Origin of the sequence: Kitasatospora sp. NPDC088779 (assembly GCF_040685395.1) — a bacterium.
Taxonomy (GTDB): domain Bacteria; phylum Actinomycetota; class Actinomycetes; order Streptomycetales; family Streptomycetaceae; genus Kitasatospora.
Genome location: NZ_JBFBHW010000055.1, coordinates 1 through 25731, shown reverse-complemented (window position 1 = coordinate 25731; position 25731 = coordinate 1). Strand labels below are relative to the sequence as shown.

The window sequence follows — 25731 nt, the reverse complement described above, 5'->3', positions numbered from 1 at the left end:
CACCAGTCTCAGCCCCGGCCGGCCGCCGTCCCGCCACCAGGCTTCTCGCCCCGCCCCGCCCGCACCGCCAACCCGCCCCGGATTCGCTCATGCGAAGGGTTTCTTCGCCAATTCCCCACCCCGAAAGACGAGTTCGTGCTACAGCGGCGCCTCCTGCGCTGGCCCCGACCGGACCACCCCCCTCCCGGGGACCGCCACCACCGGGGCGCCCAAGGGAAATTCCGGCGGGAGACCGCATCCGTCTGCGCACCCGCCGTGGCGCCTCCTAAGGTCAGCGCATGAACGATCACGGCCGAACGGCGGACCCCCTGGGTCAGACCCTGCGCCGACTCATGGGCGAAGCGAGCTGGAACAGCATGCTGGCGGAGGCCTTCGAGCGCCGGCATCCGATCGGCGCCACCCTGCTGCGCCAGGCGGAGCCCGGAACGCACGTGCTCGCCCTGCTGAGCGGGGTGGCGAAGGTGACCCGGCGGGAGCGCACCGGAGACGTCAGACTGCTGGCGTTCCGCGGCCCCGGTGAACTGCTCGGCGAGGTGGCCGTGCTGGACGACGGGGTCCGTTCGGCGAGCGTCCAGGCGATCTCGGACTGTACGGTCGCGGTCCTCGCCAAGGCCGCGTTCCTGCGGTTCGTCACGGACCGGGACCTGTTCCCGGTGATGGTCCGCTACGCCATCGGCAGGCTGCGGGAGTCGGACCTCGCCCGCAGCGGCGGCGACATCGTGGCCCGGCTGGCGGGCGCCCTGGCCACCCTGGCCGACGTCTCCGCGGACCCGGCGGGGCCGCCGGGGCGGCGCACGGAACTCGCCCTGACCCGCGACGAACTGGCCCAGCACCTCGGGGTGTCCCGGAACACCGTCACCGCGGGCCTGGCCGAACTCGGCTCCGACCAGGTCCACGCCGGACGGAAGTCCATCGTCATCGGCGACCTGTCCGCGCTCCGGCGGGTGGCCCACGGGGCGCGTGACTGACGCGGCGCCGGTCCGTTCGGAAGGTCCGCCGCACGACTGATGCCACGTCAGTTCGTGTGACGGGCGTCACCAGGTTTCCGCACTGAGCGAGCACACCGCACGGCGCGCGCTCGCGAAGCTTGGGGCACACGGTCCGCACCGGAACCACAAGGAGCACAGATGTCGCAGTCCGACCAGCCGATGCCCGAGGCCAGCGCCCTGCCCTACAGCCGGAGCCGCCAGCTGCCGCCGTACCGGGGCATCGTGGCCGTCGACGCCAAGGACTTCACCGGCTACCCGGCCATCGAGCACGGCATGATCAGCCAGGCCGTCCTGCAGGTCCTCCAGTGGTCCTTCGAGCGCGCCGGGCTCGCCGAGGTCTGGCACGGTCGCCGGTTCCCCGCCTCCACCGGCGACGGCTACGTCTTCGGCTTCGACCCGGCATGGATGCCGTTCCTGATCCACCCGTGGCTGCACACCCTCCAGGAGGTGCTCACCGAGTTCAACGTGAACTCGGTCGGGACGGTGCGGATCCGGCTGCGGGTCAGCCTCCACATCGGGCCGCTGCCCGACTCCGGCGGCGAGTTCGACGGCAACGGCACGCCCCGCAACGACACCCACCGCCTGCTCGACTCCCGCCCGGTGAAGGCCATGCTGGCCGCCTCCAACGAGAGCATCACCCAGGTCGCCGCCATCCTGTCCGACCGCTGCTACGACGACGCGGTGGCGGGCGGATTCACCGGCCGCCACCCCGACCACTTCATCGAGGTGCCGGCCACCGTCGAGGGCAAGCGGTTCGACCAGCGGGCCTGGCTGTACGTACCCGCGCCCTCGGGCAACCTCTACGACCGCCGCATCCTGGGCGACGCCGTGGTCGGGGAGCACGAGCGGGCGCAGGCCGCGGCGGAGCCGGCGGCCGGGCAGGCGGACGGTGGCCGCGTGGGGAGCGGGCCGGTGAGCTACCGGGCCGACCGCGGAAACGTCAACGGCGGCGGCACGGTGCACGGCGGCCAGCACGTCACCAACGTGGAGGGCGGCCAGCAGGTCACCAAGGTGCGCGGCGACTACGCCGGGCGCGACTTCGTGCGTGGCGACTCCTTCGGGGGCGACTACGTGGCGGGCCACAAGGCCGGTACGGTCCACGGCAACCAGGGCGACACCTTCCACGGTGACAAGAAGGAGCGCCGCCGGTGAGCGCCGAGGACCGGGCCTCCGCCGATGGCGCGTCCGGCGGCGGCCCGTCCGGCGACCGCCCCGGCGACCCGACGCCCGACCGGGACGAGACCGCGTCCGGATATCCGGACCCGGACGACACCGACGACTTGGCCGACCTCGACCGGGACTTCCCCGACCGGCGCTATGTCATCTACGCCCCGAACGGCAACATCAACACCGGCGCGGTGCACGGGGACCAGCGCGTCGAGAACGCCGGCGCGACGTCCGCCCCGGGGGGCCCGCACGTGGAGGCGCACGAAGGTCCGATCTCCGCACTGGAGATCCTGGACGCGCGGGCCGGCTTCGCCCGGCCCGAGTGGTTCCCGTCGGCACTGCGGCAGTTGGACACCGGCCTGCTGTTCCTGGCGGGCGAGCCCGGTACCGGGCGCCGCACCGCGGCCCTCAACCTGCTGTTCCAGCACAGCGGGCACAGCACGAAGCTGCGCGCGCTCGACAGCGACGAGGACCTGTCCACCTGGCGCCCCCGCGACGCCGAGGCCCGCGGGTACCTGGTGCACGGCCTGCTGCCCACCCTCCAGCTCGGCCCGGCGGTGGTCGCGAACCTCCGCCGCCTGCTGGCGGACGCGAACGCGCGCATGGTGGTCATGCTGCCGCACGACCCGGACCTGCTCCGCAGCCTCGCCCGCGACCTGGACCTCACCCCGGTGCGCTGCGTGCCCCCGCCGCCCGGCGCGGTCTTCGAGGCCCGTCTGGAGGCCGCCGTCCCCGACCCCGACCGGCGCCGACACCTGCTGGAGCGGCTGCGGCCGGGGCTGGACGACCTCCTGGCGTCGGAACTGGTCCCCGCCCAGGTCGCCGAACTGGTCGCCGAGGTGGCCAGGGCCGGCGACGAGGGCCCCGACCTCGCCGATCTCCGCAGGCGGCTCAGCTTCCTCGCCGAGAAGGAAGTCCCCGACCTGCTGAAGAAGTTGCGCGACGACCCGGACGGACTCGCCTTTCTGCTGGCGACCAGCGTCTTCGAAGGACTCGACCACCGGATCGTCCGGGACGAGGCCGACCGCCTGCTCAAGCTGGCCGACGGCCGTCTCGACGCCGTCCTGCCGACGGGCGGCGACGACGGCCAGACCGGTGGGGTGAGCCGGGAGGCCCCCCGCCCGAACCCGCGGTTCGTCTTCCGGCGGTCACTGGACGAACTCCTGGCGACCGTCCGCGCCGAGTGCGCGCCCGGCGAGATCCGGGCGACCTCCCGCTACACCTACACGGTGGAACCGGTGCGCTTCACCCGGCACCGCCAGGCCGAGACGGTGCTGCGGCACGTCTGGCGGCAGTACGGCGAGCTGTCCGGGCTGCTGACCGAGTGGATGGACGCCGTCCCGGGTACGGACCCCGAACTGGCCGCGCCCCTGGGCCGGGTGATGGGACTGGCCGCCGGCTGGGGCGGCGGCCGGCGCGCCCTGCGCGACATCGTCAAGCTGGCCCGGTCCGACCGTCAACGCAGCCGCCGCACCGCCGCGTTCGCGCTGGGCATCGCGGCGCTGGACCCGGTGCTGGCCGGAGAGGTCAAGTACCGCCTGAGGAACTGGAGCCACGAGGTCGGCTGGCAGGCGCGGTCCACGGTCGCCTACGCCTGCGGCGAGGAATTCGGGACGTCCCGCCCGGAGCTCGCGCTGTCGCTGCTGCGGGGGTGCTACCGGGGGCGGGAGGGGGACGAGAGGGCGGTCGCCACAGCCGTCGACGCGGCGTTGTGGGAGCTCTTCGCCTCAGGTAACCAGCCGGTCGTCCTGCGCGAATTGATGGACTGGACGGACCGCCCGGGGCGCGGGGCCGAACTCGCGCTCCGGACCTTCCCCCGACTGCTGTGGGACCGCGCCTGGTTCCAGGCCCAGTTGATCACCGTCGGCGAGTTCACCGACACCGTGATCACCTTCATCCGGCTCTCGCTCAACGACGACGACCTCTTCGGCGAGACCCGCAGCGCACTGCTCTCCTGGTGCGCTTCGGCGGTCTGGAACGAACCTCTGCGCGCCGCCGTGGAAACGCTGCTGACCGCGCTCGCCCAGGAGATGAGCCTCGGTGAAATGCGCCTGTTCGTCGAGATCGACGGCGACGACAACCCCGACCTGGCCGGACGGCACATCGCCCAGCACGCCCTGGACGCCTGGCGCCGGGGCGAACCGCAGCCGTACCGGCCCGCCCCTGCCGATGGAGGAGCCCGATGACCGCCGACAGCGACCCGCCCGTCTACGCCCGCGCGACCCAGGCGCCGTGGCGGGAGATCCTGCGCCACCGCTGGTCCGGGCGGCGCGACCGCGCGCTCGTCCTGCTGGACCGGGACGGGCTCTACCACCAGGTGGGCCACCGCCGCCGCGCCCGCGCCGACGAGGACCCGGACCTGGAGGGCCCGGTGGCCGTCCGGGCGGGCCTGCGCGGATTCGACGAGGCGTACCTGGTCGAGCTGGACGAGCGGTCCGGGACCCGGGCGGTCGGCCTGTCGACCCCGTACGGCACGAAGTCGGTGGACGTCCACGTCCTGTGGTGGGTGCACGACGCCGTGAACGTCGTGCGGGCGCGGACCGTGCGGGGCTGGCTGCCGGTCCGCAAGGATCTGGAACAGCGTCTGCGCCAGCTCAAGGAGCAGTTCGCCACCGCCGGGCACGGGCTGACCGAGGCCGAGCTGATGCACTACCTCGCGACGCCCCACCTCCTGCCGCACTGCGGCCTCGGCTACCGCGTCACGGACGTGTCCGCCCGGGAGCACGACGCCGAACTGCGGCTCGGGGAACCGGACGGGGCCGACGTGCCCTACAACTGGATGGACAAGAGCGAGGACGAGTACGCGTTCTGCCGCCGGGCCGTTCAGGAGGGCCCGGTGTCGCTCGCGGCACTCTGGCTGGCCAGACACCCGGACCAGGTCCGGGAGGTCCTGGACTGGGCGGTCGGCCATGCCGAACTGCTCCGGGGTGAGACCACCTGGCAGGACCAACTGGCTCTCATGCTCGGCAAGTTGAGCGAGCAGGAGAGGCAGGAGCTGTCCCGGATGCTGCGCGACCGCCTCATCGCGCTCGGACGGCGGGTGCCGGGCCCCGGGCCGCAGGGCACCGGGCCGGAGTTCGTCAAGATCCGCTCGCAGGCCAACGGCTGGGCGGGCGGCGTGGCGAACGGGAGCCCGGTGTGACCGCCGCCGGCATACCCGGCGGCCGGGCGCCGACCGCACCGACCGCCGCCTCTACCGCCGCCTCGGACGCCGCCCCGAGCCCGTCGGCGGTGGCGGCGATCGAGCGCCTGGTGGCCGCCAACAGCATGGAGCTCACCCGGGCCGACGCCAAGGCCGCCGTGTTCCTGGCGTTCACCGGCGCGGTCCTCGGGGTGTTCATCCCGCTGGGCGGGGGCGGGGGCGGGAGCGGCGGCGGATCCGGGCCCCGGGACTGGGCGGTGCCGTTCCTGTGGTGGAGCGCGGTGGCGAGCGCGCTGCTGGCCGTCGCCTGCTTCGTGGCCGCCCTCGTTCCCCGGTACCGGAAGGGCGAGCGGCAGGCCCCGGCCAGCCCGGCCTACTTCGGGCACATCGCGCCGGGTGCCGGGGTGGACCGGCTGCGCCGTGTCTTCGAGCTCGGGGGCCGTGATCCGGTGGGGGCGCTGTTGTCCTCGCTGGCCGGGACCAGTGCGATCATCCGGGCGAAGTACCGCTGGATCGAGGCCGGTACCGCCGTGCTGCTCCTCGCGCTGCCCCAGTTCGCACTGACCCTCCGGCCGGTCTGAGGCCGGTCTGAGGCGCGGTCCCGTCCACGGCCCGTCCCAGGGCTCCTGGGGCGGGCGGCCGTCAGGATTCGACGAGGGCTGCGCGGTAGGCGGTGATCACCAGGTGCACGCGATCCCGGGCGGCGAGCTTGGCCAGCAGGTGGCCGACGTGCGTCTTGACCGTGCCGGTGCTGACGGACAGCTGCTCGGCGATCTCGGCGTTGGTCAACCCGCGACCGATCAGCGTCAGCACCTCCAACTCCCGCCCGGTGACGGCGCGCAGGACCCGCTCCCGCTCGCCGCCGCCGGGCGCGGCGCTCGCCGGCTCGGCGGCGGCCACGATCCCGGCCAGACCCGCCCGCACCAGGGTCTGGTCGTCGGCCACCACGACCCGGATCGGCGGGCCGACGGGCGCCCCGGTCACGACGTCTCCCGTCATGAGGTCTCCCGCCCGCCCGGGTCGGCCAGCGGCAGCACGGCACGCACCCGGAACCCGCCGCCCGGCAGCGGCCCGACCTCCAACCGGCCCTCGTACAGCCCGACCCGCTCGGCCATCCCCGCCAGTCCGTGCCCGCCGACCCCGACCGGCCCGCCGCGCCCGGCGTCGCTCACCTCCAGCACCAGCGCCTCCTCCTCGAACTCCACGGCGACCCGCGCCTCGGCCGTGTGCGCGTGCTTCACCACGTTGGTCAGCGCCTCCTGGACGATCCGGAACGCGGACAGCTCGACCCCGTCGGACAGCTCCCGGACCACGCCGCCGACCCGTAGTTCCACCCGCACCCGGGCCTCGGCGCTGCTCGCCACCAGCCGGTCCAGATCGGCCAGCCGGGGCGCGGGCGCGAGCCCGGCCCCGTCGGCGCCGCGCAGGACGGTCAGCAGGCCGCGCATCTCGACCATCGCGTCCCGGCTCACCGCCTGGATCGCGGCCAGCGCCTGCTCGGCCTGCGCCGGATCCCGCCCGATCACGAAACGACCGTACCCGGCCTGGACGTTGACCACGCTCATGCTGTGCGCGATCACGTCGTGCAGCTCCCGGGCCAGCCGAATCCGCTCCTCGGCCAGCTCCGCCGTGGCCAGGTCGACCTGGTGTCGGCGCAACTCGGCGCCGTACGCCCGGTAGCGGGCCACCGCGCAGCCGAGCGCCCACGCGGTGACGACCCCCAGCGCGGACAGCACGAGGTTGTTCCACAGCTCCCGCGACCCGAACCGGCTCAGCCCGGCCCCGACCAGGCCGAACGCCAGGACGGTGAGACCCAGCCGCATCGGCCCGGCGGCCGCGACCAGGTAGACGACCATCGCCGCCGCGACCACCACCAGGAACCCGGCCAGGTTGGCGATCGTCAGCTGCCCGGCCACCGCGACCACCACTGCCCAGGCGGCGAACACCACCCCGACCGCAGCCGTCGGCGCGAGCCGGCGCAGCCCGGCGGTCGCGCCCACCGCCACCACACACACCAGCACCGTCACCAGCTCCGCCGACGTCGGCTTCGGGTAGCCGCGGTGGTGCGGGTCGAACACCCGGTAGGCGTCCAGCACCCGGAACCAGGTGAGCACGGTCAGGGCCAGCGAGACCGTCAGGTCGACCGCGACCCAGTGGCCCGGGCGCAGCCTCCTGGTCACCGGCGGATGCGGAGCACTGGGCATTTCCCCAGGCTAGCGGCGGCCCCCGCGCCCGGCATCGCCCCGTGGGCCTACGACCACGGGCAGAGGCCGGCCCCCGCCGAACGCCGTGATTTCCGCCCACGGCGGGACGCCCCGCCCCGGGCCCGGGGCGGGAGCGTGGAGCCCGCGTCGGCCCCCTCGGCCGACCAGGAGACCCGGAAAGGCACCACGATGATCGAGGTACGCGACCTCACCAAGCGCTACGGCGGCGCCGTCGCCGTGGACGGGCTGACCTTCACGGTCCGGCCGGGACAGGTCACCGGCTTCCTCGGGCCGAACGGCTCGGGCAAGTCCACCACGCTGCGGATGATCCTCGGCCTGGACGCCCCGACCAGCGGGCGAGCGACCGTCAACGGCCGGCCGTACGCGCCCTGCGCCACCCGCTGCGGGAAGTCGGGGCGCTGCTCGACGCCGGCGCCGTCCACCCTGCCCGCTCCGCCTACCACCACCTGCTCGGCATCGCCGTCACCAACGGCATCGGGCCGGCCCGGGTCCGCGAGGTGCTGGCCCGCACCGGCCTGGAACAGGCGGCCCGCCGCAAGGCCGGGCGGTTCTCCCTCGGCATGAAGCAACGCCTCGGCATCGCCGCCGCCCTGCTCGGCGACCCGCCCGTCCTGCTGCTCGACGAACCGGTCAACGGGCTCGACCCGGAGGGCGTGCACTGGATCCGCACCCTGCTGCGCGGCCTGGCCGCCGAGGGCCGGACCGTCCTGCTCTCCTCGCACCTGATGAGCGAGACGGCCGCCACCGCCGACCACCTGGTGATCATCGGGCGCGGCCGGCTCGTCGCGGACCGCCCCACCGCCGACTTCCTCGCCGAGAACGCGCGCACCGACGTCCTGGTCCGCTGCGCCCGGCCGGCCGAACTGGCCCGACTGCTGCGCGCCCCCGGAGCCGCCCCGGTCACCGAGGAGTCCGGCGGGGCACTGGCCGTCGGCGGCCTGGAACCGGCGGCGATCGGCGAGCTGGCCGCCGCGCACGGCCTCGGCGTCCACGAACTCACCGTCCGGCAGGCCTCGTTGGAGCAGGCGTTCCTGGACGCCACCGGGGAGGCCGTCGACTACCGCGCCACCACCGGTACGTCCGGAAGGCGGACCGCATGACGGCCACCACCACTACGTCCGGAAAGAGGACCACATGACCGCCCCCGCCAGTACGTCCGGAAAGAGGACCGCATGACCGCCCCCACCACCCGAGGCGCGCTGGCCGGAGAGTGGGTCAAGCTGCGCAGCGTCCGCGCGACCCCGCTCACCGCCGTCGTCGCGCTCGCCGCCGCCCTGTTCATCGGCCTGATCGACTACGGCAGCGCCGCCGACAACTGGGACGTCTGGACGGCCGTCCAGCGCGAGCGCTTCGACCCCGTCCGCTACGGCTTCTCCGGCGGCTTCTACGTCGCCGTCCTGGCGATCGGCACGCTGGGCACCCTGGCCGCCTCCAGCGAGTACACCACCGGCCAGATCCGCAGCACCCTGGCCGCCGTGCCCCGGCGGGGCCAGGTGCTCGCGGCCAAGGCGCTGGTGGTCGGCGGGGCGTCGGCGCTGCTCGGGCAGTTGCTGGCGTTCCTGACCTTCCTGCTCGGCCGACGGGCCCTGGCCGGGAAGCACCTGGCGGTGTCGCTCGGCGACCCGGGCGTGGCGCGCGCGGTCGTCGGCTGCGGCGTGTTCCTGTCCGTCTTCGCCCTGCTCGGCCTGGCGCTCGGCTTCCTGGTGCGCCACACCGCGGGCGCCGTCGCCGTGCTGTTCGGCCTGTTCTTCCTCTCGCCGATGCTGCTGGCGCCGCTCGGTGACGGCGCCACCCGGTTCGGCCTGCAGAGCGTCTTCGAGGGCCTGGGCAGCACCGTCGCCTCCGTGGGCGGCACCGACCGGCTCGGCGCGGCCGGCTGCCTGGCCACCCTCGCCGGCTACCTCGCCGTCGCCCTCACCCTGGCCGCCCTCAGCCTGACCCGCCGGGACGCCTGACCCTCCCGCCGGGACGCCTGACCCTCCCGCCGGGACGCCTGACCCGCCGGGAGGCCTGAGCACTGCGGGACGCCCGAGCGCTGTCGGTGGCGGCTGCGATGATCCGCCCATGGACATTGCCCGCGCCCTCGACGGACTCGACGCCCACCCCTGGGCGTCCGTCTCGCACGCCTACGGACCCGCCGAAGACCTGCCCGGCCTGCTGCGCGCGCTCGTCGCCGGCGGCGAGCAGGCCGACGAGGCGCTCGCCGAGCTCTACTCGTGCATCCTCCACCAGGGCTCGGTGTACACCGCCAGCGCGGACGCCGTCCCCTATCTGGCCCGGATCGCGGCGGCCGGCTGCGGGACGGTCGAAGTCCTGGGCCTGCTCGGCGGGTTGGCCGAGAGCGAGGGCGAGTGGGGCGGAGCGCGGGACGGGGAGCGGGAGGGCGGCGGGGAGGGCCCGCCCGCTCCCGTCCGGGCCGCCGTCGTCGGCCAGCTCCCGCTGCTGCTGCCGCTGCTGGCGGACGGGAGCGCCGCCGTCCGGCAGGCCACAGCCTGGGCCGTCGGCCAGACCAGGGCCGTCGAGCCCGCCCTGCCCGCGCTGCGCCGCCGCTGGGCGAGCGAGACCGACCCCGTCGTCCGCGGTGAACTGCTCACCGCCCTCGGCCGGTTGGACCGGTCCGCAGCCGCCGCCGAGGCCGGGCCGCTGCTGGGCGAGGACACGCCGGCGCCGCTGCGCCTGGCCGCCGTCCTCGCCGGGTTGGACGCGGGCGAGCCGTGGACCGGCGCCCACCACGCCGCCGTCCTCGCCCTGCTGCCCGCCGACCCGGTCGCCGCCGACCGGTACGACCTGGACCGCCGGGAGCCGTTGCGCGCGATCACCGAGGAACTGCTGCTGCGCGAGACGCCCGCCGACCGCGACGCCGCCTACGCCCTGCTCGACCGGGCCCTGCGCGACGAGCGCCCGGAGGTGCGGGCCGAGGCCGTCTGGGCGGCCGACCACGCCTGCCAGCTGTCCGGCAGCGCGCCCCGGCGGCTGCTCCCGGCGCTCGCCCGGCTCGTCGCCGTCCCCGACGTGGTGCACCTGCTCGGCAACCTCGGCCCGGCCGCCGCCGAGGCCGCCCCGGCGCTGGCCGCCCGGGCCGCGCAGGCCGAGGACGGGCCCGCCGACCAGGCCCTGGCCGCGCTCGTCCTGATCGCGCCCCGGACGGCGGCCCCGCTGCTCGCCCGTGCGCTGGGCCGGCGCCCGCGCGCGCTGGAGGCCGCCGCCGGCCAACGGGCCCCTGCCGACGCGCCGTTCCCCTTCGACCCCGAGCTGCTCGCCGCCGTCCGCGTCCGGCTGACGGCCGAGCAGCTCGGCGGAAACGAGCACCACCAGCTGTTCCGCCTGGTGCGCCAGTGGGGTCGCGCGGCTGCCCCGGCCCTGCCCGAGCTGTGCGCGGCGCTGCCGCACCGCCCGGAGGCGGCGGACGCCGTCGCGGCCGTCGCGGTGGACGGCCCGGCGGCGGAGCGTGACCGCGCTGCCGCCGCGCTGCGGGAGGTGCCCGGTTCCGTCGCGGCGGCCCGGGCGCTGTACGACCTCACCGGTGATCCCGAGACGCTGCTCGGGGCACTCGCCGACCGGCTCGCGGCCGGCCCGTACGCGGTCGCCGAGGCCGCCCGGGCCGCCGCAGGCCTGGGCGCCGAGGCCCTCTCGCTGGCCCCCGCCCTGCGCGCCGCGCTCAGCGCCGGAGGCGCGCCCGACACTTCCCCGGTGCCCGACACTTCCCCGGTGCCCGACACTTCCCCGGTGCCCGACACCTCTCCGGTGCCCGACACTTCCCCGGTGCTGGAGGCCGACCTGGCGGTGGCCGACGCGCTGTGGCGGATCACCGGGGACGCGGCCGAGGTCCTCCCGATCCTGGACGGCGTCCTGCGGCGCGCCGATGACGGGGCGTGGTTCGATCGGACGGCCGTCCGCGCGGCCCGCGTCGCCGCCCTCCTCGGGCCGGCCGCCCGCCCGCTCACCGCCAGGCTCGACGGGCTGCTCGCCGACCGGGTGAAGGCCCCGGCCGCCGTGCTGGCCCTCCTCGCGGTGGCCGACGGCGCCGCCCTCGACCGCGGCCGTCTGGCCGAGGCCGCCCTGTGTGCGGCCGAGACCGAGTCGGACCTCCGGGGCGCGGGCGAGGCCCTGGCGGCCCTGGGCACCACCGCCCTGGACGACGGTCAGCGCCGCCGCCTCGCGGGCCTCGCCGGGCGCGACCGCCGGATCGTCGGGGGCTGCTCCGCGGGCGCCGGCATCCGTGACGACGAGGCCCTGCGCGCCCTGCTGGCCGCCGTGGCCGGAGGCTGAACGGCGAACGCGGTGCCGGCCTCCCCGTCCGGCGGGAGGCCGGCACCGCGCCGGTGTCGTGCGTCAGGGCAGCGGGATCCGCACGACCTGCGGGTCGTGGTCGCTCAGCTGGGTGCTGAACTCGCTGTTGATGTGCACGATGTCGTAGCTGTACGGCTTCGCCGCCAGCGCGCCGGAGATGAGGATGTGGTCCAGCACCTGGGAGTTGCCCTCGTACACGTAGGTGTAGCGCTCGGGCAGCGGCAGGGTGCGCGGCAGGTCGGTCAGCGAGCCGCCGGCGGTGAGGATGTCGGCGGTCTGCGAGAACTCGAAGTCGTTGAGGTCGCCGAGCACGATGACCGCCGCGTTCGGGTCCACCGCCAGGATCTGGTCGGTGAAGTTCTTCACCGCCGTCGCCTGGTTGTGGCGCTGGGTCTCGGACGGGTGCGCGGGCGGCTGGTAGCGGCCGAACAGGGGCTGGTCGCCGCCCTTGGAGTTGAAGTGGTTGGCGATCACGAAGACCGGCTTGCCGTTCCAGCGGAACTCGCCGGCGAGCGGCTTGCGGCTGGAGTTGAACGCCGTGTTGGTCGGGTCGATCCGGCCGGGGGAGTAGGCGAGTTGGGGCGTGCCGCCGTTGTTGACCACCGAGTCGGCGGTGGTGGAGCCGGCGCCGGGGCGGTCGGTGAAGCTCAGGCCGCGGTCGGTGCGGAACAGGAACACCTGGCGGATGTTGCCGCCGGGCTGGCCGCCGTCCTGGCCGTCCACCGGGTCGATCTGGCGGTAGGAGTAGGCCGGGCCGCCGGCCGCCGAGATGGCGGCGGTGAGCTTGGCGAGGGTCTGGTCGGGGGCGGTGGTGCCGTCGTCGGTGGGGCCGCTGTTGTCCTGGATCTCCTCCAGGGCGACGAGGTCGGGCGAGCGCAGGTTGGTGACGATGCCCGCCGCGAGGCCGTCGAACTTACTCTGCGGGTCGGCGGGGGAGAGGTTCTCCACGTTGAAGGTGGCGGCGGCGAGCTGGCCGGCCGTCGGGGCGGCGGTGACCTCGGGGGCGAGGTTGCCGGAGGTGACCGCCGGGGTCGCGGTGACCTGGAGCTTGAAGTTGCCGAAGGAGTAGTCGAGCACGCCGACGGTCGCGCCGGTCAGGGTGTCGCCGACGTTGGCGGCGGGGGTGGGCGCGAGCGCGTTCGCCAGGGTCACCCGCTCCGGGTTGCCGTCGCCCGCCTGGAGCAGGATGCCGCCCCGGTTGGTGCGGGTGGTGCTGCCCTGGGGCACGACGGGGAGTTCGCCGTACTTGTTGCTGGGACCGACCACGGCCGCGTTGTCGATCTCGACCCGCATGCCCTCCAGCGAGGCCCAGAAGTCGATGCCGTCGGTGGCGGGTTGGTAGTTCCCGGCGGTCTCGACGTCCCCGCCGGTGACGCTGGAGGTCACCGCTGCCGGGGGCACCCGCCCGCCGGGGCCGACCAGGGTGGGCGCGGGCAGCGGCGCGTTGTGGGCGAGCACCGTGACGCTGGGCGCGGTGAGTTCGGTGATCGACAGGTTGGTGGTGCCGCCGCTGCCGCCGGGGCGGTACTGGCTGACGGTGGCGCTCACGGTGACGGAGTCGCCGACCGCGACGGTGGGCGCGCCGGCGGTGTAGACGTAGACGCCCTCGCTGGTGCCGGGGTCGTTGTCGGGCTGCGGGTCCTGGTACCAGAAGCCGTTGGGCCCGACGGCGGTGACCACGCCGGGCACCGCGCTCACGGCGCTGCCGGCGAGCGGGGAGGTGCGGGCCGCGCCCTGGATGTCGTGTATTCGGGCGCCGGTGGTGGTGCCGCCGCCGGTGGACGCGGAGTTGCGCGGCGTCGGGGCGCCGATGGTGAAGTCCGCCGCGTTGTTGTCGGTGTCGGTGGCGCCGCCGCCGACGCGCAGGGCGGCGGTGGCGTTGGACAGGTTGCCGGTCGGCGAGCCCTCGGCGGAGCTGGCGCCCGACCCGTAGCCGACCAGGTCCTTCACCCCGGGCTGCGTCGCGCAGCCCGAACCGCAGGTCAGCGCCGTGCCGTTGGTGACCAGCGCGACCTTGCCGGAGGTCGCGGCCAGGTTGAGGGTCCCGGTCGCGTCCGGCGTCGGCAGCGCGGCTCCCGTCCCGGCCCCGGCGGCCTCCTGCACCAGGAGGAAACGCCCCGGCGCGATCGTGCCGGACAGCGTGGTCCGCCCCCAGGACGTGCCGCCCGCCGAGGCGTACTGCACCGTCCAGCCGGTCACGGACACCGGCGCGGTGCCGCGGTTGTACAGCTCGATGAAGTCGTTGGCGTACGGGGCGCCGGAGTTGCCACCCCCGCCGTACACCTGGCTGATCACCACGTCGGGTGACGCCGCCTGGGCGACGCCGCCGGGCAGCGCCAGCAGCGCCCCCACCACGGCTGCGGCGGACGCCCCCGCCATCGCTCTGCGCCGGACTCGCTGGGTACTCCGCATGAGCTTCCTCCTGACGGCCGCTCGGGCTGGTGGGCCCGGCGGTCTGAGCACGGACAAGAAAGTTCGGGCGCTGCGGTTCTAGCAACGCCACCCGATCCCTACCGTGCGCGGCGGGCGACGGCCAGATGTACGGCGGAAGAATGGTTCGTGAGGCGACAAGTGGGAGGCGGGGTTCCGGGCAGCCCGGCGGGACGCGTTGTCAGTGCCGGGCCTTAGGTTGGGGGTTGTCGGCGAGCGGGGCCGCGAACAGGCCCCGCCCCGCCTCCCGTCTCCGTTGCCCGAGAACCCGAAAGGGGACTTCGTCGTGTCCGTCGCCGTGGAAGAGCAGGTCACCTACCTCGAACTGTCCGAGGAGGAGGGGAGCGCGCACAAGTTCTACGAGGTGCGGCTCGCCGGCAGTACGGTGACGGTCCGCTACGGGCGGATCGGCGAGGAGGGGCAGGCCAAGTCCACCGGCTTCCCGAGCGCCGAGAAGGCCGCCGCGTCGGCGGCCAAGAAGATCGGCGAGAAGGTCCGCAAGGGCTACGCGCCGGCCGTCCAGGGCGTGCGCCAGCACCGGGCGGTGACCAGGCGGCAGCTCGTCAGCACCCGTTCGACGGCGAACCAGGCGCCGCTGCTGTGGCGGTTCCGCTCCGGCTCGCCGGCCTTCGGCGTCTTCGTCGGCGAGGAGCACGCCTGGGTCGGCAACGAGCGCGGCGACGTCTACACCCTCACCCACGACGGCGAGGTCACCGCCCGGTTCGGCCTGCCGGACGGCGTCAAGTGCATCGTCGCCGACGACTGGTGGATCTACGCGGGCTGCGACGACGGCAAGGTGTACGACCTGGGCGGCAAGGTCCCCCGGGTGGCGTACGAGATAGCCGAGGACGTGGACATCTTCTGGCTCGACATCCACGACGGCGTCCTGGGCGTCGCCGACGAACGCGGCGGGCTGACCACCGTCGACCACGAGGACGAGTTCCAGTGGCGCCGCAAGGCCGAGGGCCGCTCCGGCTGGATGGTGCGCTGCGACGCGGACGGCGTCTACCACGGCCACTCGCGCGGCGTCGCCCGCTACGCGGCGCGCGGCGGCGACCAGGTGTGGCACACCGCGACGAAGGGCGAGGTGCTGTTCGGCTGGCAGGAGGCCGACGAGGTGTTCGCCGGCACCGGGCGCGGCTGGGTGCACCGGCTGCGCAAGTCGGACGGCTCCGAGGTCGCCGCCTACCGCTGCGACGCCGCCGTGTTCTCCTGCGCGGCCTCCCCGGACGGCGAGTACGTCTTCGCCGGGGACAACCACTCCTCGGTGTACTGCTTCGCCGCCGACGGCACCCGGCTGTGGAAGCTTGCCACCGGCTGCGGCTCCGCGTACAGCATGCAGTACCGGGACGGCCGGCTCTACCTGGTGACCACCGACGGCTCGCTCGCCTGCCTGGACGCGAGCGAGCAGGCCGTCCGGGCGGCCGAGGCCGGGACGCTGCCGGCCACCGCCGAGGTGCTCGACGCGGGCTGGGAGGCGGTGCGGCCGGGCACGGCCCTGGAGACGGTGGTCGTCGGCACCGGCGGCCTGCCCGGCGGCGGGATCGAGGTCGAGTGCGTGCAGGACGGGGCCCGGCTGCGGGTGCGGGTGGTGTCGGCGGGCTTCGACCCGGGCCGACGGGTGCAGTTCCCGAAGGACATCCGGGTCGCCGGGGCGCGGTACCTGGTCGCCGAGGTGCGGGAGTCCGCCTCGGGCGGCTTCTACCGGGCGCGCGGCGAGATCAAGCGCCTGCTCTGAACGCCCCCGGTGCGGCGGCGGCGGACGTCCCGTCGCCGCCGCACCGGGCCCGGCTCAGGCCGGAGTTCAGCTCAGCCGCAGCACCAGCTTGCCGGTGTTCTCCCCGCGGAAGAGCATCCCGAGGACCGCCGGGAAGTCGTCCACCGTCCCCTCCACCACGTGCTCCTTGACCTTGATCCGGCCGTCCGCGATCCAGCCCGCGAGCTCCCGGGCCGCCTCCGGGTAGCGGGGTGCGTAGTCGAACACCACGAAGCCCTCCATCCGGGCCCGCCGCACCAGCAGTGACAGGTAGTTGGACGGGCCCTGCACGGCGGTCTCGTTGTTGTACTGGCTGATCGCTCCGCAGAGCACCACCCGGGCGTGCATCGCGAGCCGGGTGAGCGCGGCGTCCAGGACGTCCCCGCCGACGTTGTCGAAGTACACGTCGATGCCGTCGGGCGCGTGGTCGCGCAGCGCCTTGCGGACGTCCTCGGAGTGGTAGTCGATCGCCGCGTCGAAGCCCAGTTCCCCGGTGAGCAGCGCGCACTTCTCGGGGCCGCCCGCGATGCCGACCACCCGGCAGCCCTTGATCCTGGCGATCTGCCCGACCAGGCTGCCGACGGCCCCGGCGGCGCCGGAGACCACCACGGTCTCGCCCTCCTTGAGCGCCCCGACGTCCAGCAGCCCGAAGTAGGCGGTCATCCCGGGCATGCCGAGCGCGCCGAGGTACGTCGACAGCGGCGCGAGCGCGGGGTCGACCTTCAGCGCGCCCTTGCCGTCCGAGACCACGTACTCCTGGACGCCGAAGCTGCCGACCACGTGGTCGCCGACGCGGAACTTCGGGTGGTCGGACTCGACGACCTCGACCACGGACCCGGCCCGCATCACCTCGCCCAGCCCGACCGGCGGCAGGTAGGACGGCCGGTCGTCCAGCCACCCGCGCATCGCCGGGTCCAGCGACACGTACCGCGTCCGCCCCACGAACTGCCCGGGCCCGGCCGCCGGCACCGGCTCCGACCCGTGTGCCCAGTCCTCCGCCCGCACCTCCCCGACCGGACGGCGGGCGAGGCGGATCTGACGGTTGGTCGCGGTCATGGCGTCTCCTGGGGGCGCGCGGGCCTGCACTGGACGCCCGAGTCTAAGCAAGCGCTTAGTCATCTGACCAGTGCCCGCCCGGCGCGTCGACGTCAGCGGCCTGGCCGGTAGTAGGCGTCGAGGGGTGCGCGCGCCTCGTCGAACAGGGCCGGGCCGTCCTGGGCCACCGTCGGCCAGGCGCCCGACTGCGGGTTGAGTTCGACGAGTTGCTCGGTGGAGAGCGCGAAGACCACCCGGCCGAGGCCGGAGCGGACGATGCCGCCGGCGCACATGCCGCAGGGCTGGCAGCTGGTGTAGAGGGTGGTGCGGGCGGCCAGGTCCGGGTCGAGTTCGCGGGCCGCCCAGCGGGCGAGCTTCAGCTCCGGGTGGGCCGTGATGTCGTCGTCGCGCCGCACCGTGTTGTGTGCCTCGGCGAGGATCGCGCCGTCCGGGCCGGCCAGCAGGGAGCCGTACGGTGCGTCGCCCAGGGCGACCGCCCGGGCCGCGAGGGCGACGGCGCGCCGCAGGAGGGTTTCGTCGGCCAGGGTGATCACGGGCGGGCCTTCCATTGGGTGGCCACGGTGGTGAGCGCCCGCCAGGCCGCGCGGGGCCGACGGGTCTCCTCCGGATCGCCGTGGTAGGGGTCGAGGACGACGGTGTCCGCGCCGAGCAGCCGCAGCTGGTCGAGGTCGTCGAGGACCTGCTCGACGGTGCCGACCCCGGCGGGCCGCTCGGGATCGTCGACCGGCGCCTCGGTGATCCGCAGGGCGATGCGGGGGGAGAACCCCGGTAGCGAGTGCTCCGCCAGGATCGAGCGCATCAGGGGCAGGGGCAGCCGCAGCGGGTGCCAGGCGTCGCCGAACCTGACCGCGCGTCGGATCGCCGCCCCGCTGTGGCCGCCGACCCAGACGGGCGTCGGGGCGGCGTGGCTCCCGGTCCCCGTCCCCGTCCCCGTCCCCGGAGTCTCCGGACGCCAGGCGTCCCGCAGCACGCCCAGGTACTCGTCGGTCAGCCGGCCGCGCGCGGCGAACGGCACGCCGAGCGCGTCGAACTCCTGCCGCGCCCAGCCGACGCCCACCCCGAGGACGAACCGGCCGCCGCTGAGCCGGCTGAGGTTGGCGGCCAGCCGGGCCGTCAGCAGCGGGTGCCGGTAGGGCAGGATCAGCACGCTCGTGCCCAGCCGCAGGTCCGTGGTGAGGCCGGCCAGCCAGGACAGCGTGGTGAACGGCTCGTAGAACGGCTCCGGGTACCGCACGGACACGTCCGGGGTGATGGTCACGTGGTCCGACAGCATGAGGAGGTCGAAGCCGAGCCCCTCCGCGGTCCGCGCCCATTCACGCAGCACGCCGGGGTCCGTCCCGGGCCCGAAGTTCGGTACGTTGACGCCAAGTTGCATGGACCGAGGCTATCCCGGTGATCATGGCCGGCGGAACCGAACCATCCCGGTGATCACTGCCCTGTGCCGTGGTTCTGCCGGTAGAATCGCGGAATGGCCGTGAATCTCGACGACGTCGACTGGCAGATCATCGGACAGCTGCAACGGGAGGCCCGGATCTCCCTCAGCGAGCTGGGGCGGCGGGTGAACCTCAGCTCGTCCGCCACCACGGAACGGGTGCGGAACCTGGAGGCGCTGGGCGTCATCACCGGCTACCACGCCGCGGTCGACCTGGCCAAGGTCGGCTATCCCGTGCTCGCCGTCGTCCGGCTGAAGTACCCGGGCAACCGGCACGAGCCGCTGCGCCGGCTGCTCGCCGAGCGCCGGGAGCTCCTGGAGTGCCTGCGCACCACCGGCGACGACTGCTACACCCTCAAGGTCGCCGCGACCTCCATGGAGCATCTGGAGACGCTCGTGGACGAGCTGGCCGGCTTCGGCAGCACGACCACGAGCGTCGTCTACAGCCAGACGCTGCCCACCCGCGGCCCCGCCCGGCCCTGAGTCGCCGTGCCCCGCTGCGCGCGAGGCCGCCGGGTCAGCCGCGCCCGGTCGAGGGCTGCCAGCCGAGGGCGGGGCCGAGGCGGGTGGCGAGGTCGGTGAGGATCTGCACGTAGTCCTGGTGGTCGAAGGTGAAGGGCAGGGCGAAGGCGACCTCGTCGACCTCCTGGTAGCCGGCGTGGGCGTGCAGCCGCTCGGCGATCTCCTCGGACGGGCCGACCAGGTCGGGCGCGAACACCATCCGGGCCGGGCCCTGCGGGGCGAGGGTGCGCGGGGTGCGGGCGAGGGCGTACGCCTGGTACTTGGCGCGCTGTTCGGGGGTGGCGCCGTCGGTGGGGATGACGACGAGGCCCTGGGAGACGCGGGCGCGCTCGCCGTCGGGGTGCTGGGCGCGGAAGGCGCGGATCTGGGTGCGCTGGATCTCGGCGAAGTCCTCGGACTCCCCGGGCTCCCCGGCCTTGACGATGCTGCTGGTGAGCAGGTTGAGCCCGTGCTCGCCGGCCCAGCGGGCGGAGCGCAGGCTGCCGGCGCCGTACCAGAGCCGGGAGGCGAGGCCGGGGGAGTGCGGCTGGACCCGGCGGGAGTACACCTCGATGCCCTCGGTGCCGGCGAAGTCGGAGGCGGGTTCGCCGCGGACGAGGCCGAGGAGGCGCTCGGCGCGGCCGGTCCCGAAGTCCTCGTGCTCGCCGGTGTCGGGGTAGAGCGTGCCGCGGACCCGGTCGTAGTGGGTGGGCGGGCCGACGCTGAAGCCGGGGTTGAGGCGGCCACCGGACAGGATGTCGACGGTGGCGAGGTCCTCGGCGAGGCGCAGCGGGTTCTCCCAGCCGAGCGGGGTGACGGCGGTGCCGAGGTGGATGCGGCTGGTGCGCTGGGAGGCGGCGGCGAGCACGGCGACGGGGGAGGAGATCCCGTACTGGAGGTGGCGGTGGCGCAGCCAGGCGCTGTCGAAGCCGAGCTGCTCGCCGAGGGTGATGAGGTCGAGGGTGGACTCGTGGCCCCGGCGCGGGTCGGCTTCGTCGAACAGTCCGATGGTCAGGAAGCCGAGTTTCCGCAGCGGTCGTGGGGTCGGCGGCATGGTGGGTGGCTCCGGGTGGTGTGAGGCGGCCCCGGGAGGGCCGGGCGGGTGGTGCCCGTCGAACGTACGCAGGCGGCTCGCGTCCCCACAAGATCGGCGCGGGATCGGACATCGGCGCGCAACACGGCGCAATCCCGTCTCCACATCGACCCGGTACGGGGCGCGGCGAGCCCCCTCCCCCGACGGGGCCCGCCGCGCGTCCGGGAGGGTCAGCAGCTGCGCAGCTCCGGGCTCTGGTTGCGGATCTGGTTGTGCAGCGAGGTGAACTCGCGGTAGGCGTCGCCGTCCTCGGTGCCGGGGCGGAAGGCGCCGACGCGGTGGCAGTTGACGAAGGCGAGCTTGACGCCGAAGTGGTCCTCCAGGCTGCCGCGGATGGCGTTGCTGGCGAGCGCGCGCAGCAGCTGGGCGCGCTCCTCGTCGGTGGGCGTGGTGTTGTCGGTGGTGAACTCGTCCTCGGTGGCGCTGAGTTCGGTGCTGAGCCCGGCGACGACCTGGTAGGCGTAGGGGAGGGAGGCGCGGACGGTGTCGAGGAAGTCGGCCTGGTTGACCCGGCCGTGCTCGGCCTGGGCGAGGAGGGCGGGGGAGACGTCGAGCGACATGGGTGTCCTCTTTCGCGGAGTCTGGTTATCGAAGATGAAAACCATTGCAAGATGGACTGTCGGCGATGTCCGGAGGCCCTGTCAAGTGCCGTCCCCCGAAGGGCTGACGGGTGGCGCCTCCCGGTCGGTCCTGATGACGAACAGGGCGATCAGCGCCGCGAGCACGGCGAAGGCCAGGCCCATGTCGAACGCCCTGGAGATGCCGTGCGCCAGCACCTCGGAGGAGTACGGCGCCGGCAGCTTTCCGGTGGCCCGGAACTGGGCCGCCTGCTGCGGGGTGGCCTGCCGCAGGAACGTGCCGACCTGTCGGCCGGCCTCGTTGCGGCCGGCCGCGCCGTAGACCGTGACCAGGATCGACAGCCCCAGCGAGCCGCCCACCTGCTGGGTGGTGTTGAGCATGCCGGTGGCCGCGCCGGTCTCGTGCGGGGCGACCCGGGAGACCACCGTCAGCGTGGCCGGGACGAAGATCGAGCCCATCCCGAGGCCGAACAGCAGGGTCGGGCCGAGGACCCCGGTCAGGTAGCCGCTGTGGGCGTCGAGCCGGGTGGACCAGAACGTCCCGCCCGCCACCAGCAGCGAGCCCACCACCAGGAACGGTCGGCGCCCGTACCGCAGCTGGGTGCGGGCGGCGAACTGGGCGGCGGCGACGCTCGCGGCGCTGATCGGCAGGAAGGCGAGGCCGGCCCGCAGCGGGCTGAACCCGAGGACGTCCTGCACGAACAGGGTCATGAAGAAGAAGATGCTGAACATGGTCGCGGCCACGCAGAGCAGCAGCCCGTAGGCGCCGGAGCGGTTGCGGTCGCGGAACAGGTGCAGCGGGGTGATCGGCTGCGGCGCCCGCCGTTCGTGGAACAGGAAGGCCGCCAGCAGCAGCGCGGCGAGGCCGAACGAGGTGAGCGTCACGGGGTCGGTCCAGCCGTGGTCGGAGGCCCGGATGAAGCCGAAGACCAGCGAGACCATGCCCGCGGTGGCGGCGAACGCGCCGGTCAGGTCGAAGCGTCCGGGGTGCCGTTCGGACTCGTTGATGTAGAGCGGCGCCAGCAGCGCGATCGCGATGCCGATCGGCACGTTGACGAACAGCACCCACCGCCAGGACAGCCAGGAGGTCAGGATCCCGCCGGCGAGCAGGCCGACGGCGCCACCCGCCCCGGCGACGGCCGAGTACACGCCGAAGGCGCGGTTGCGGGCCGGGCCCTCCGGGAAGTTGGTCGCGATCAGGGCGAGCGCGGTCGGCGAGGCGATCGCCGCGCCCAGGCCCTGGAGTGCGCGCGCGGCCAGCAGCCAGCCGGAGGACTGTGCGACGCCGCCGAGCAGTGAGGCGAGACTGAAGATCAGGACCCCGGCGACGAACACGCGCCGGCGCCCGAGGATGTCGCCCATCCGCCCGCCCAGCAGCAGGAGCCCGCCGAAGGCGAGGGTGTAGGCGTTGACGACCCAGGACAGGTCGGTGGTGTTGAACCTCAGCGCCTGCTGGATGTGCGGCAGGGCGATGTTCACGATCGTGACGTCGAGGACCACCATGAGCTGGGTGGCCGCGATGACGGTGAGGGCTGTCCCCGGGTGCTGGCCGCGTCGCGCGGGTGCGGGCGGCGCCGGGGCCAGGGCGCGCGAGGTGACCATGGCAGGTCCCCCAATGACTCGGGAGCGAATGACGGTGAGGGGGCGGGTCCGTCGAATGACACCGGCAGTATCCCCGGGGTATAGGGAACACAATCGTTCATTACCGACAACCGGCTGATTCCGGACCCGCACCACTCCGCCGGGCGTGGTGCGGCGGCGGAAAACCCGGGGCACGGCCCGCCGCGGTCGTGTCAGGATGCTCGGCATGTCTGCTCGTGCACTGAGCTTCGGCGCGGTCGCCGAAGCCTACGAACGTTTCCGGCCGGGGTATCCCGACGAACTCTTCGACACGGTGACGGCGTACGCGGGCCGGCCGGTGCGGACCGCCCTGGAGATCGGTGCGGGCACCGGAAAGGCGACCCGGCTGTTCGCCGGGCACGGGGTCGACGTCACGGCGACGGAGCCCGACGCGGCCATGCTCGCCGAACTGCGCAGGACGGCGCCCCCCAACGTGCGGACCGTCCGGGCCGCGTTCGAGGACCTGCGGCCGGGCGGGACGTACGGGCTGGTCTACGCGGCGGCGGCCCTGCACTGGACGCGCCCGGAGGGCCGGTGGTCGCGGGTGGCCGAACTGCTGGAGCCGGACGGCGTGTTCGCCAACTTCGGCGGTCCGTTCCAGCCGGCCGACCCGGCCGTCGAGGAGGCCGTGCGGGCGGCCCGGGCGCCGTTCCTGGAGAGCGACGACGTCCCGTCCCCGGACGGGACCGCCCCCGAGGAGGAACTACAGTGGCCAGGAACGGAGTTGGAGCGGTCCCGGCTGTTCCGTGACGTCCGGCAGTCCGTCATCCGGCGGCGCCTGCTCGTGAGCGCCCCGTACTACCTCGGCCACCTGTCGACCATCTCGGCGTACCTCCAACTGCCGCCGCCGAGGCGGCGGCAGGCCTTCGACGCGATCGCGCGAGTGCTGCCCGAGACGGTCGAGGTCGCGGCCGACCTCACCGTCCATCTCGCGCGCCGGTGATCCGGGCGGCCGGGGCACCGGCTGTGACGTCGAACAGCGGCGCCCGGCCCGCCGCTGTCGCGGCCGGCCGGGCGCCGTGGGGGAGAAGCGGGGATCAGCCCTCCTGGGCGAGGCTCTTCATGTCCTCGTAGCCCATACCGAGCTTGCTGAACACCTGCTGCTGCTCCAGGGGCAGGCCGAGGCCCTTCAGCTCCTCGGCCTGGGCCGGGGTCAGGGGCTTGCCGGGGGTGAGCGCCGGGGTGGTCGGGGCGGTGCCGCCCTTGCCCCCGCTGGTGGCGCCGGAGGTGAGGAGGCTGAGCATCGCGCTCTGGATGTCGTCGCTGGTCAGCGCGACGGCGTCGGCGGGGGCCTCGACGGTCGGGGCGTTCTGGTTGAAGGCGAGCTTCACCGGGAAGTTGACGCCCGGTCCGGCCTTCGCCTCCAGCTGGGCGAGGTCGAAGGTGGCGGCGGAGAGCTTGCCGTCCTTCAGGTAGAGGTCGGCGCCGACCTTGTCCTCGCGCACGGTGCTCGGGACGGAGGTGGGGAGCTTCCCGAACTGCTGGGGGAGCTTGGTGGCCAGCGGCTTGAGGGCCTTCAGCAGTTCGTCGGCCAGCTGGCGGCCCGGGGCGCTCATCCAGATGTGCTCGGCGCCGTCCTTCTTGCCCTTGTCCTCGAAGGTGACGGTGCGGGACAGCACGTCCTTGAGGGAGTTGGTCAGCTGCTTGGCGGACTCCGGGTCCAGCGAGGGCTGTGCGCTCGGGGTGGCCTTGGCGCCGTCGAACTTCTTGGCGTCGTCGGCGAGCTTCTGGAGGTCGAAGGAGACCCACTTGCCGGCCAGCACGTCCTTGACCGGCTTCAGTTCTGCGGGCAGGCCGCTGCTGATGGCGTCGACCTGCGACGGGTCCTCGCCGACCAGCTTCACCAGGCCCTTGGCGTCGGCCCGCAGGAACGCCTTGGCGTCGACCTGGCGGTACTCCAGCAGCGCGGTGCCCTTCCGGTCGGAGAGCACGTAGGACAGGCGCACCGACTTGTCGAGCGTCAGGTCCTTGTCGGCACCGCTGCTTTGCGCGTTCTTGAAGGTGTCGAGGTCCTTCAGCGGCTTGTCGGCGGATATCGCGACGGAGAAGTTCAGCCCGGACACGGCGTCGGCGCTCTTCGGATCGACCTTGTCGCCGGTGGCCGCGCCGAAGGCGGTGATCTGCTCGGGGGTGGCGTCCACGGAGAACGTGAGGCCGGCGGCCTTGCCCTCGCCGACCTTGGTGAAGGCCTTGGACACCTTCTGCGCGGCGGACAGCTGCTCGACGGTGCCGCAGGCGGCCAGGCCGGCGGCGAGCACGGATGCGGTGACGGCGACGGGAACGGTTCCGCGCGCGGCCCGGCGAATGGCGGTGTTGATGGTACGTCTCCTGTGTAACGGGGCCTGACCACATGGTCAGACCAGTCCCTCCCCGGTGGCGTCGAGCGCCACAGTGCTTACACATTTGATCACATCATCGGCAAGGGGGTGGCCGATTAATTTCGGACCGGCTCAGCCCCGGCCGAGGCGCAGCGCGGTGTCGATCAATGGCACATGGCTGAAGGCCTGCGGGAAGTTGCCGACCTGGCGCTTGAGCCGCGGGTCCCACTCCTCCGCCAGGAGCCCGAGGTCGTTGCGGATGGACAGCAGCTTGTCGAACAGCTGGTGCGCCTCGTCCGTCCGGCCGATCATCGCCAGGGCGTCGGCCAGCCAGAACGAGCAGGCCAGGAAGGCGCCTTCGTCGCCCGGCAGGCCGTCCACCCCGCCGCTGGTGGGGTAGCGCAGCACGAAGCCGTCCTCGGTGGACAGTTCGCGCTGGATCGCCTCGACGGTGCCGATGACGCGCTTGTCGTCCGGCGGCAGGAAGCCGACCTGGGGGATGAGCAGCAGGGAGGCGTCGAGTTCCTGAGAGCCGTAGGACTGGGTGAAGGTGTTGCGCTCCGGGTCGTAGCCGTGGGTGCAGACGTCCTCGTGGATGGTGTCGCGCAGGGCGCGCCAGCGCTCCAGCGGCCCCTCGCAGTCGGTCTGCTCCAGCAGTTGGACCGTCCGGTCGACGGCGACCCAGGCCATCACCTTGGAGTGGACGAAGTGCCGGCGCGGGCCGCGGACCTCCCAGATGCCCTCGTCCGGCTCCTGCCAGTGCTCCTCCAGCCAGGAGATCAGCCGCAGTTGCAGCAGGTGGGCGTGGTCGTTGCGGGCCAGGCCGGTGTGCTGGGCGAGGTGCAGGGCCTCGACGACCTCGCCGTAGACGTCGAGTTGGAGCTGCCCGGCGGCGCCGTTGCCGATCCGGACGGGGCGGGAGCCCTCGTAGCCGGGCAGCCAATCGAGTTCGGTCTCCACCAGCTCCCGTTCACCGGCGATGCCGTACATGATCTGGAGGTTCTCCGGGTCGCCGGCGACGGCGCGCAGCAGCCACTCGCGCCAGGCCTTGGCCTCGTCGCGGTAGCCGGTGCGCAGCAGCGAGGAGAGGGTGATCGCGGCGTCGCGCAGCCAGGTGTAGCGGTAGTCCCAGTT

General features: G+C 74.0%; 20 protein-coding genes and 2 pseudogenes. 11 read left to right on the top strand and 11 right to left on the bottom strand.

Features of this window, described 5'->3' with window-relative positions:
- The first annotated feature begins 278 nt into the window (after window positions 1–278).
- From AB0P03_RS34215 to AB0P03_RS34195, 5 genes are all read left to right on the top strand, one after another.
- Window positions 279–968, top strand: coding sequence for a Crp/Fnr family transcriptional regulator (locus AB0P03_RS34215; RefSeq protein ID WP_363632491.1), 690 nt, complete (start codon window positions 279–281; stop codon window positions 966–968).
- 159 nt (window positions 969–1127) lie between these two features.
- Window positions 1128–2141, top strand: coding sequence for a hypothetical protein (locus AB0P03_RS34210; RefSeq protein ID WP_363632490.1), 1014 nt, complete (start codon window positions 1128–1130; stop codon window positions 2139–2141).
- Entirely contained in the window at window positions 2138–4342 is a 2205-nt protein-coding gene (locus AB0P03_RS34205; protein WP_363632488.1) for a hypothetical protein, read from the top strand. The genes AB0P03_RS34210 and AB0P03_RS34205 overlap by 4 nt, the downstream gene beginning before the upstream one ends.
- Entirely contained in the window at window positions 4339–5298 is a 960-nt protein-coding gene (locus AB0P03_RS34200; RefSeq protein WP_363587161.1) for a hypothetical protein, read from the top strand. Before AB0P03_RS34205 ends, AB0P03_RS34200 begins: the two co-directional genes overlap by 4 nt.
- Window positions 5295–5879 carry a Pycsar system effector family protein gene (locus AB0P03_RS34195; RefSeq protein WP_363632486.1) on the top strand — a complete coding sequence of 195 codons (585 nt, stop codon included), beginning with the start codon at window positions 5295–5297 and terminating at the stop codon, window positions 5877–5879. The genes AB0P03_RS34200 and AB0P03_RS34195 overlap by 4 nt, the downstream gene beginning before the upstream one ends.
- 61 nt (window positions 5880–5940) lie before the next feature.
- Here AB0P03_RS34195 and AB0P03_RS34190 read toward each other — a convergent pair.
- Window positions 5941–6132 (bottom strand): annotated as a pseudogene (locus tag AB0P03_RS34190) (helix-turn-helix transcriptional regulator); the annotation flags it as partial.
- 161 nt (window positions 6133–6293) lie between these two features.
- On the bottom strand, window positions 6294–7502 hold the full coding sequence (locus AB0P03_RS34185; RefSeq protein WP_363632484.1) for a histidine kinase: 1209 nt from the start codon (window positions 7500–7502) through the stop codon (window positions 6294–6296).
- 189 nt (window positions 7503–7691) lie between these two features.
- Here AB0P03_RS34185 and AB0P03_RS34180 point away from each other — a divergent pair.
- From AB0P03_RS34180 to AB0P03_RS34170, 3 genes and pseudogenes are all read left to right on the top strand, one after another.
- A pseudogene (locus tag AB0P03_RS34180) lies at window positions 7692–8623 on the top strand (ATP-binding cassette domain-containing protein).
- Between the two features lie 72 nt (window positions 8624–8695).
- Complete coding sequence (locus AB0P03_RS34175; RefSeq protein WP_363632482.1) at window positions 8696–9478, top strand: hypothetical protein; 783 nt, start codon at window positions 8696–8698, stop codon at window positions 9476–9478.
- Window positions 9479–9587: 109 nt separating this feature from the next.
- A complete protein-coding gene (locus tag AB0P03_RS34170) occupies window positions 9588–11792 on the top strand; it encodes a HEAT repeat domain-containing protein (protein WP_363632480.1) in 2205 nt (734 codons plus the stop codon).
- A 63-nt stretch (window positions 11793–11855) separates the two neighbouring features.
- On the opposite strand, the gene AB0P03_RS34165 is transcribed toward AB0P03_RS34170, so the two are convergent.
- Entirely contained in the window at window positions 11856–14225 is a 2370-nt protein-coding gene (locus AB0P03_RS34165; RefSeq protein WP_363632478.1) for a lamin tail domain-containing protein, read from the bottom strand.
- A gap of 304 nt (window positions 14226–14529) precedes the next feature.
- Here AB0P03_RS34165 and AB0P03_RS34160 point away from each other — a divergent pair, with 304 nt between their 5' ends.
- Window positions 14530–15981, top strand: coding sequence for a WGR domain-containing protein (locus AB0P03_RS34160; protein WP_363632476.1), 1452 nt, complete (start codon window positions 14530–14532; stop codon window positions 15979–15981).
- 66 nt (window positions 15982–16047) lie between these two features.
- Here AB0P03_RS34160 and AB0P03_RS34155 read toward each other — a convergent pair whose 3' ends face one another.
- The 3 genes from AB0P03_RS34155 to AB0P03_RS34145 form a co-directional block, all read right to left on the bottom strand.
- Window positions 16048–17055, bottom strand: coding sequence for an NADP-dependent oxidoreductase (locus AB0P03_RS34155; protein ID WP_363632474.1), 1008 nt, complete (start codon window positions 17053–17055; stop codon window positions 16048–16050).
- A gap of 92 nt (window positions 17056–17147) precedes the next feature.
- The gene (locus AB0P03_RS34150; RefSeq protein WP_363632473.1) at window positions 17148–17588 is read right to left on the bottom strand and encodes a nucleoside deaminase; all 441 of its coding nucleotides are present in this window, start codon (window positions 17586–17588) and stop codon (window positions 17148–17150) included.
- On the bottom strand, window positions 17585–18430 hold the full coding sequence (locus AB0P03_RS34145) for a TIGR03619 family F420-dependent LLM class oxidoreductase (RefSeq protein WP_363587172.1): 846 nt from the start codon (window positions 18428–18430) through the stop codon (window positions 17585–17587). The genes AB0P03_RS34150 and AB0P03_RS34145 overlap by 4 nt, the downstream gene beginning before the upstream one ends.
- 93 nt (window positions 18431–18523) lie before the next feature.
- Here AB0P03_RS34145 and AB0P03_RS34140 point away from each other — a divergent pair, with 93 nt between their 5' ends.
- Entirely contained in the window at window positions 18524–18970 is a 447-nt protein-coding gene (locus AB0P03_RS34140) for an Lrp/AsnC family transcriptional regulator (RefSeq protein ID WP_363587173.1), read from the top strand.
- Window positions 18971–19004: 34 nt separating this feature from the next.
- Here the strand turns inward: AB0P03_RS34140 and AB0P03_RS34135 are convergent, their stop codons facing one another.
- The 3 genes from AB0P03_RS34135 to AB0P03_RS34125 form a co-directional block, all read right to left on the bottom strand.
- Entirely contained in the window at window positions 19005–20042 is a 1038-nt protein-coding gene (locus tag AB0P03_RS34135; RefSeq protein WP_363587174.1) for an LLM class flavin-dependent oxidoreductase, read from the bottom strand.
- A gap of 209 nt (window positions 20043–20251) precedes the next feature.
- Window positions 20252–20641 (bottom strand): SCO5389 family protein, encoded by a 390-nt coding sequence (locus AB0P03_RS34130; protein WP_063345914.1) that lies wholly within the window; start codon window positions 20639–20641, stop codon window positions 20252–20254.
- A gap of 81 nt (window positions 20642–20722) precedes the next feature.
- Window positions 20723–22261 carry an MFS transporter gene (locus AB0P03_RS34125; protein ID WP_363587175.1) on the bottom strand — a complete coding sequence of 513 codons (1539 nt, stop codon included), beginning with the start codon at window positions 22259–22261 and terminating at the stop codon, window positions 20723–20725.
- Between the two features lie 205 nt (window positions 22262–22466).
- Here AB0P03_RS34125 and AB0P03_RS34120 point away from each other — a divergent pair, with 205 nt between their 5' ends.
- Complete coding sequence (locus AB0P03_RS34120; RefSeq protein ID WP_363632471.1) at window positions 22467–23222, top strand: class I SAM-dependent methyltransferase; 756 nt, start codon at window positions 22467–22469, stop codon at window positions 23220–23222.
- A 94-nt stretch (window positions 23223–23316) separates the two neighbouring features.
- Here the strand turns inward: AB0P03_RS34120 and AB0P03_RS34115 are convergent, their stop codons facing one another.
- Window positions 23317–24537, bottom strand: a complete 1221-nt coding sequence (locus tag AB0P03_RS34115; protein ID WP_363587177.1) for a hypothetical protein — start codon at window positions 24535–24537, stop codon at window positions 23317–23319.
- A gap of 192 nt (window positions 24538–24729) precedes the next feature.
- The coding region (locus AB0P03_RS34110; protein ID WP_363632469.1) for a glycoside hydrolase family 15 protein at window positions 24730–25731 on the bottom strand (1002 nt) is incomplete at its 5' end.

Coding starts and splice junctions, on each gene's coding strand:
- AB0P03_RS34130 (WP_063345914.1), bottom strand. CDS start 20,641: ATGTCGCTCGACGTCTCCCCCGCCCTCCTCGCCCAGGCCGAGCACGGC.
- AB0P03_RS34155 (WP_363632474.1), bottom strand. CDS start 17,055: ATGACCGCGACCAACCGTCAGATCCGCCTCGCCCGCCGTCCGGTCGGG.
- AB0P03_RS34135 (WP_363587174.1), bottom strand. CDS start 20,042: ATGCCGCCGACCCCACGACCGCTGCGGAAACTCGGCTTCCTGACCATC.
- AB0P03_RS34185 (WP_363632484.1), bottom strand. CDS start 7,502: ATGCCCAGTGCTCCGCATCCGCCGGTGACCAGGAGGCTGCGCCCGGGC.
- AB0P03_RS34125 (WP_363587175.1), bottom strand. CDS start 22,261: ATGGTCACCTCGCGCGCCCTGGCCCCGGCGCCGCCCGCACCCGCGCGA.
- AB0P03_RS34165 (WP_363632478.1), bottom strand. CDS start 14,225: ATGCGGAGTACCCAGCGAGTCCGGCGCAGAGCGATGGCGGGGGCGTCC.
- AB0P03_RS34120 (WP_363632471.1), top strand. CDS start 22,467: ATGTCTGCTCGTGCACTGAGCTTCGGCGCGGTCGCCGAAGCCTACGAA.
- AB0P03_RS34145 (WP_363587172.1), bottom strand. CDS start 18,430: ATGCAACTTGGCGTCAACGTACCGAACTTCGGGCCCGGGACGGACCCC.
- AB0P03_RS34170 (WP_363632480.1), top strand. CDS start 9,588: ATGGACATTGCCCGCGCCCTCGACGGACTCGACGCCCACCCCTGGGCG.
- AB0P03_RS34215 (WP_363632491.1), top strand. CDS start 279: ATGAACGATCACGGCCGAACGGCGGACCCCCTGGGTCAGACCCTGCGC.
- AB0P03_RS34175 (WP_363632482.1), top strand. CDS start 8,696: ATGACCGCCCCCACCACCCGAGGCGCGCTGGCCGGAGAGTGGGTCAAG.
- AB0P03_RS34210 (WP_363632490.1), top strand. CDS start 1,128: ATGTCGCAGTCCGACCAGCCGATGCCCGAGGCCAGCGCCCTGCCCTAC.
- AB0P03_RS34200 (WP_363587161.1), top strand. CDS start 4,339: ATGACCGCCGACAGCGACCCGCCCGTCTACGCCCGCGCGACCCAGGCG.
- AB0P03_RS34140 (WP_363587173.1), top strand. CDS start 18,524: ATGGCCGTGAATCTCGACGACGTCGACTGGCAGATCATCGGACAGCTG.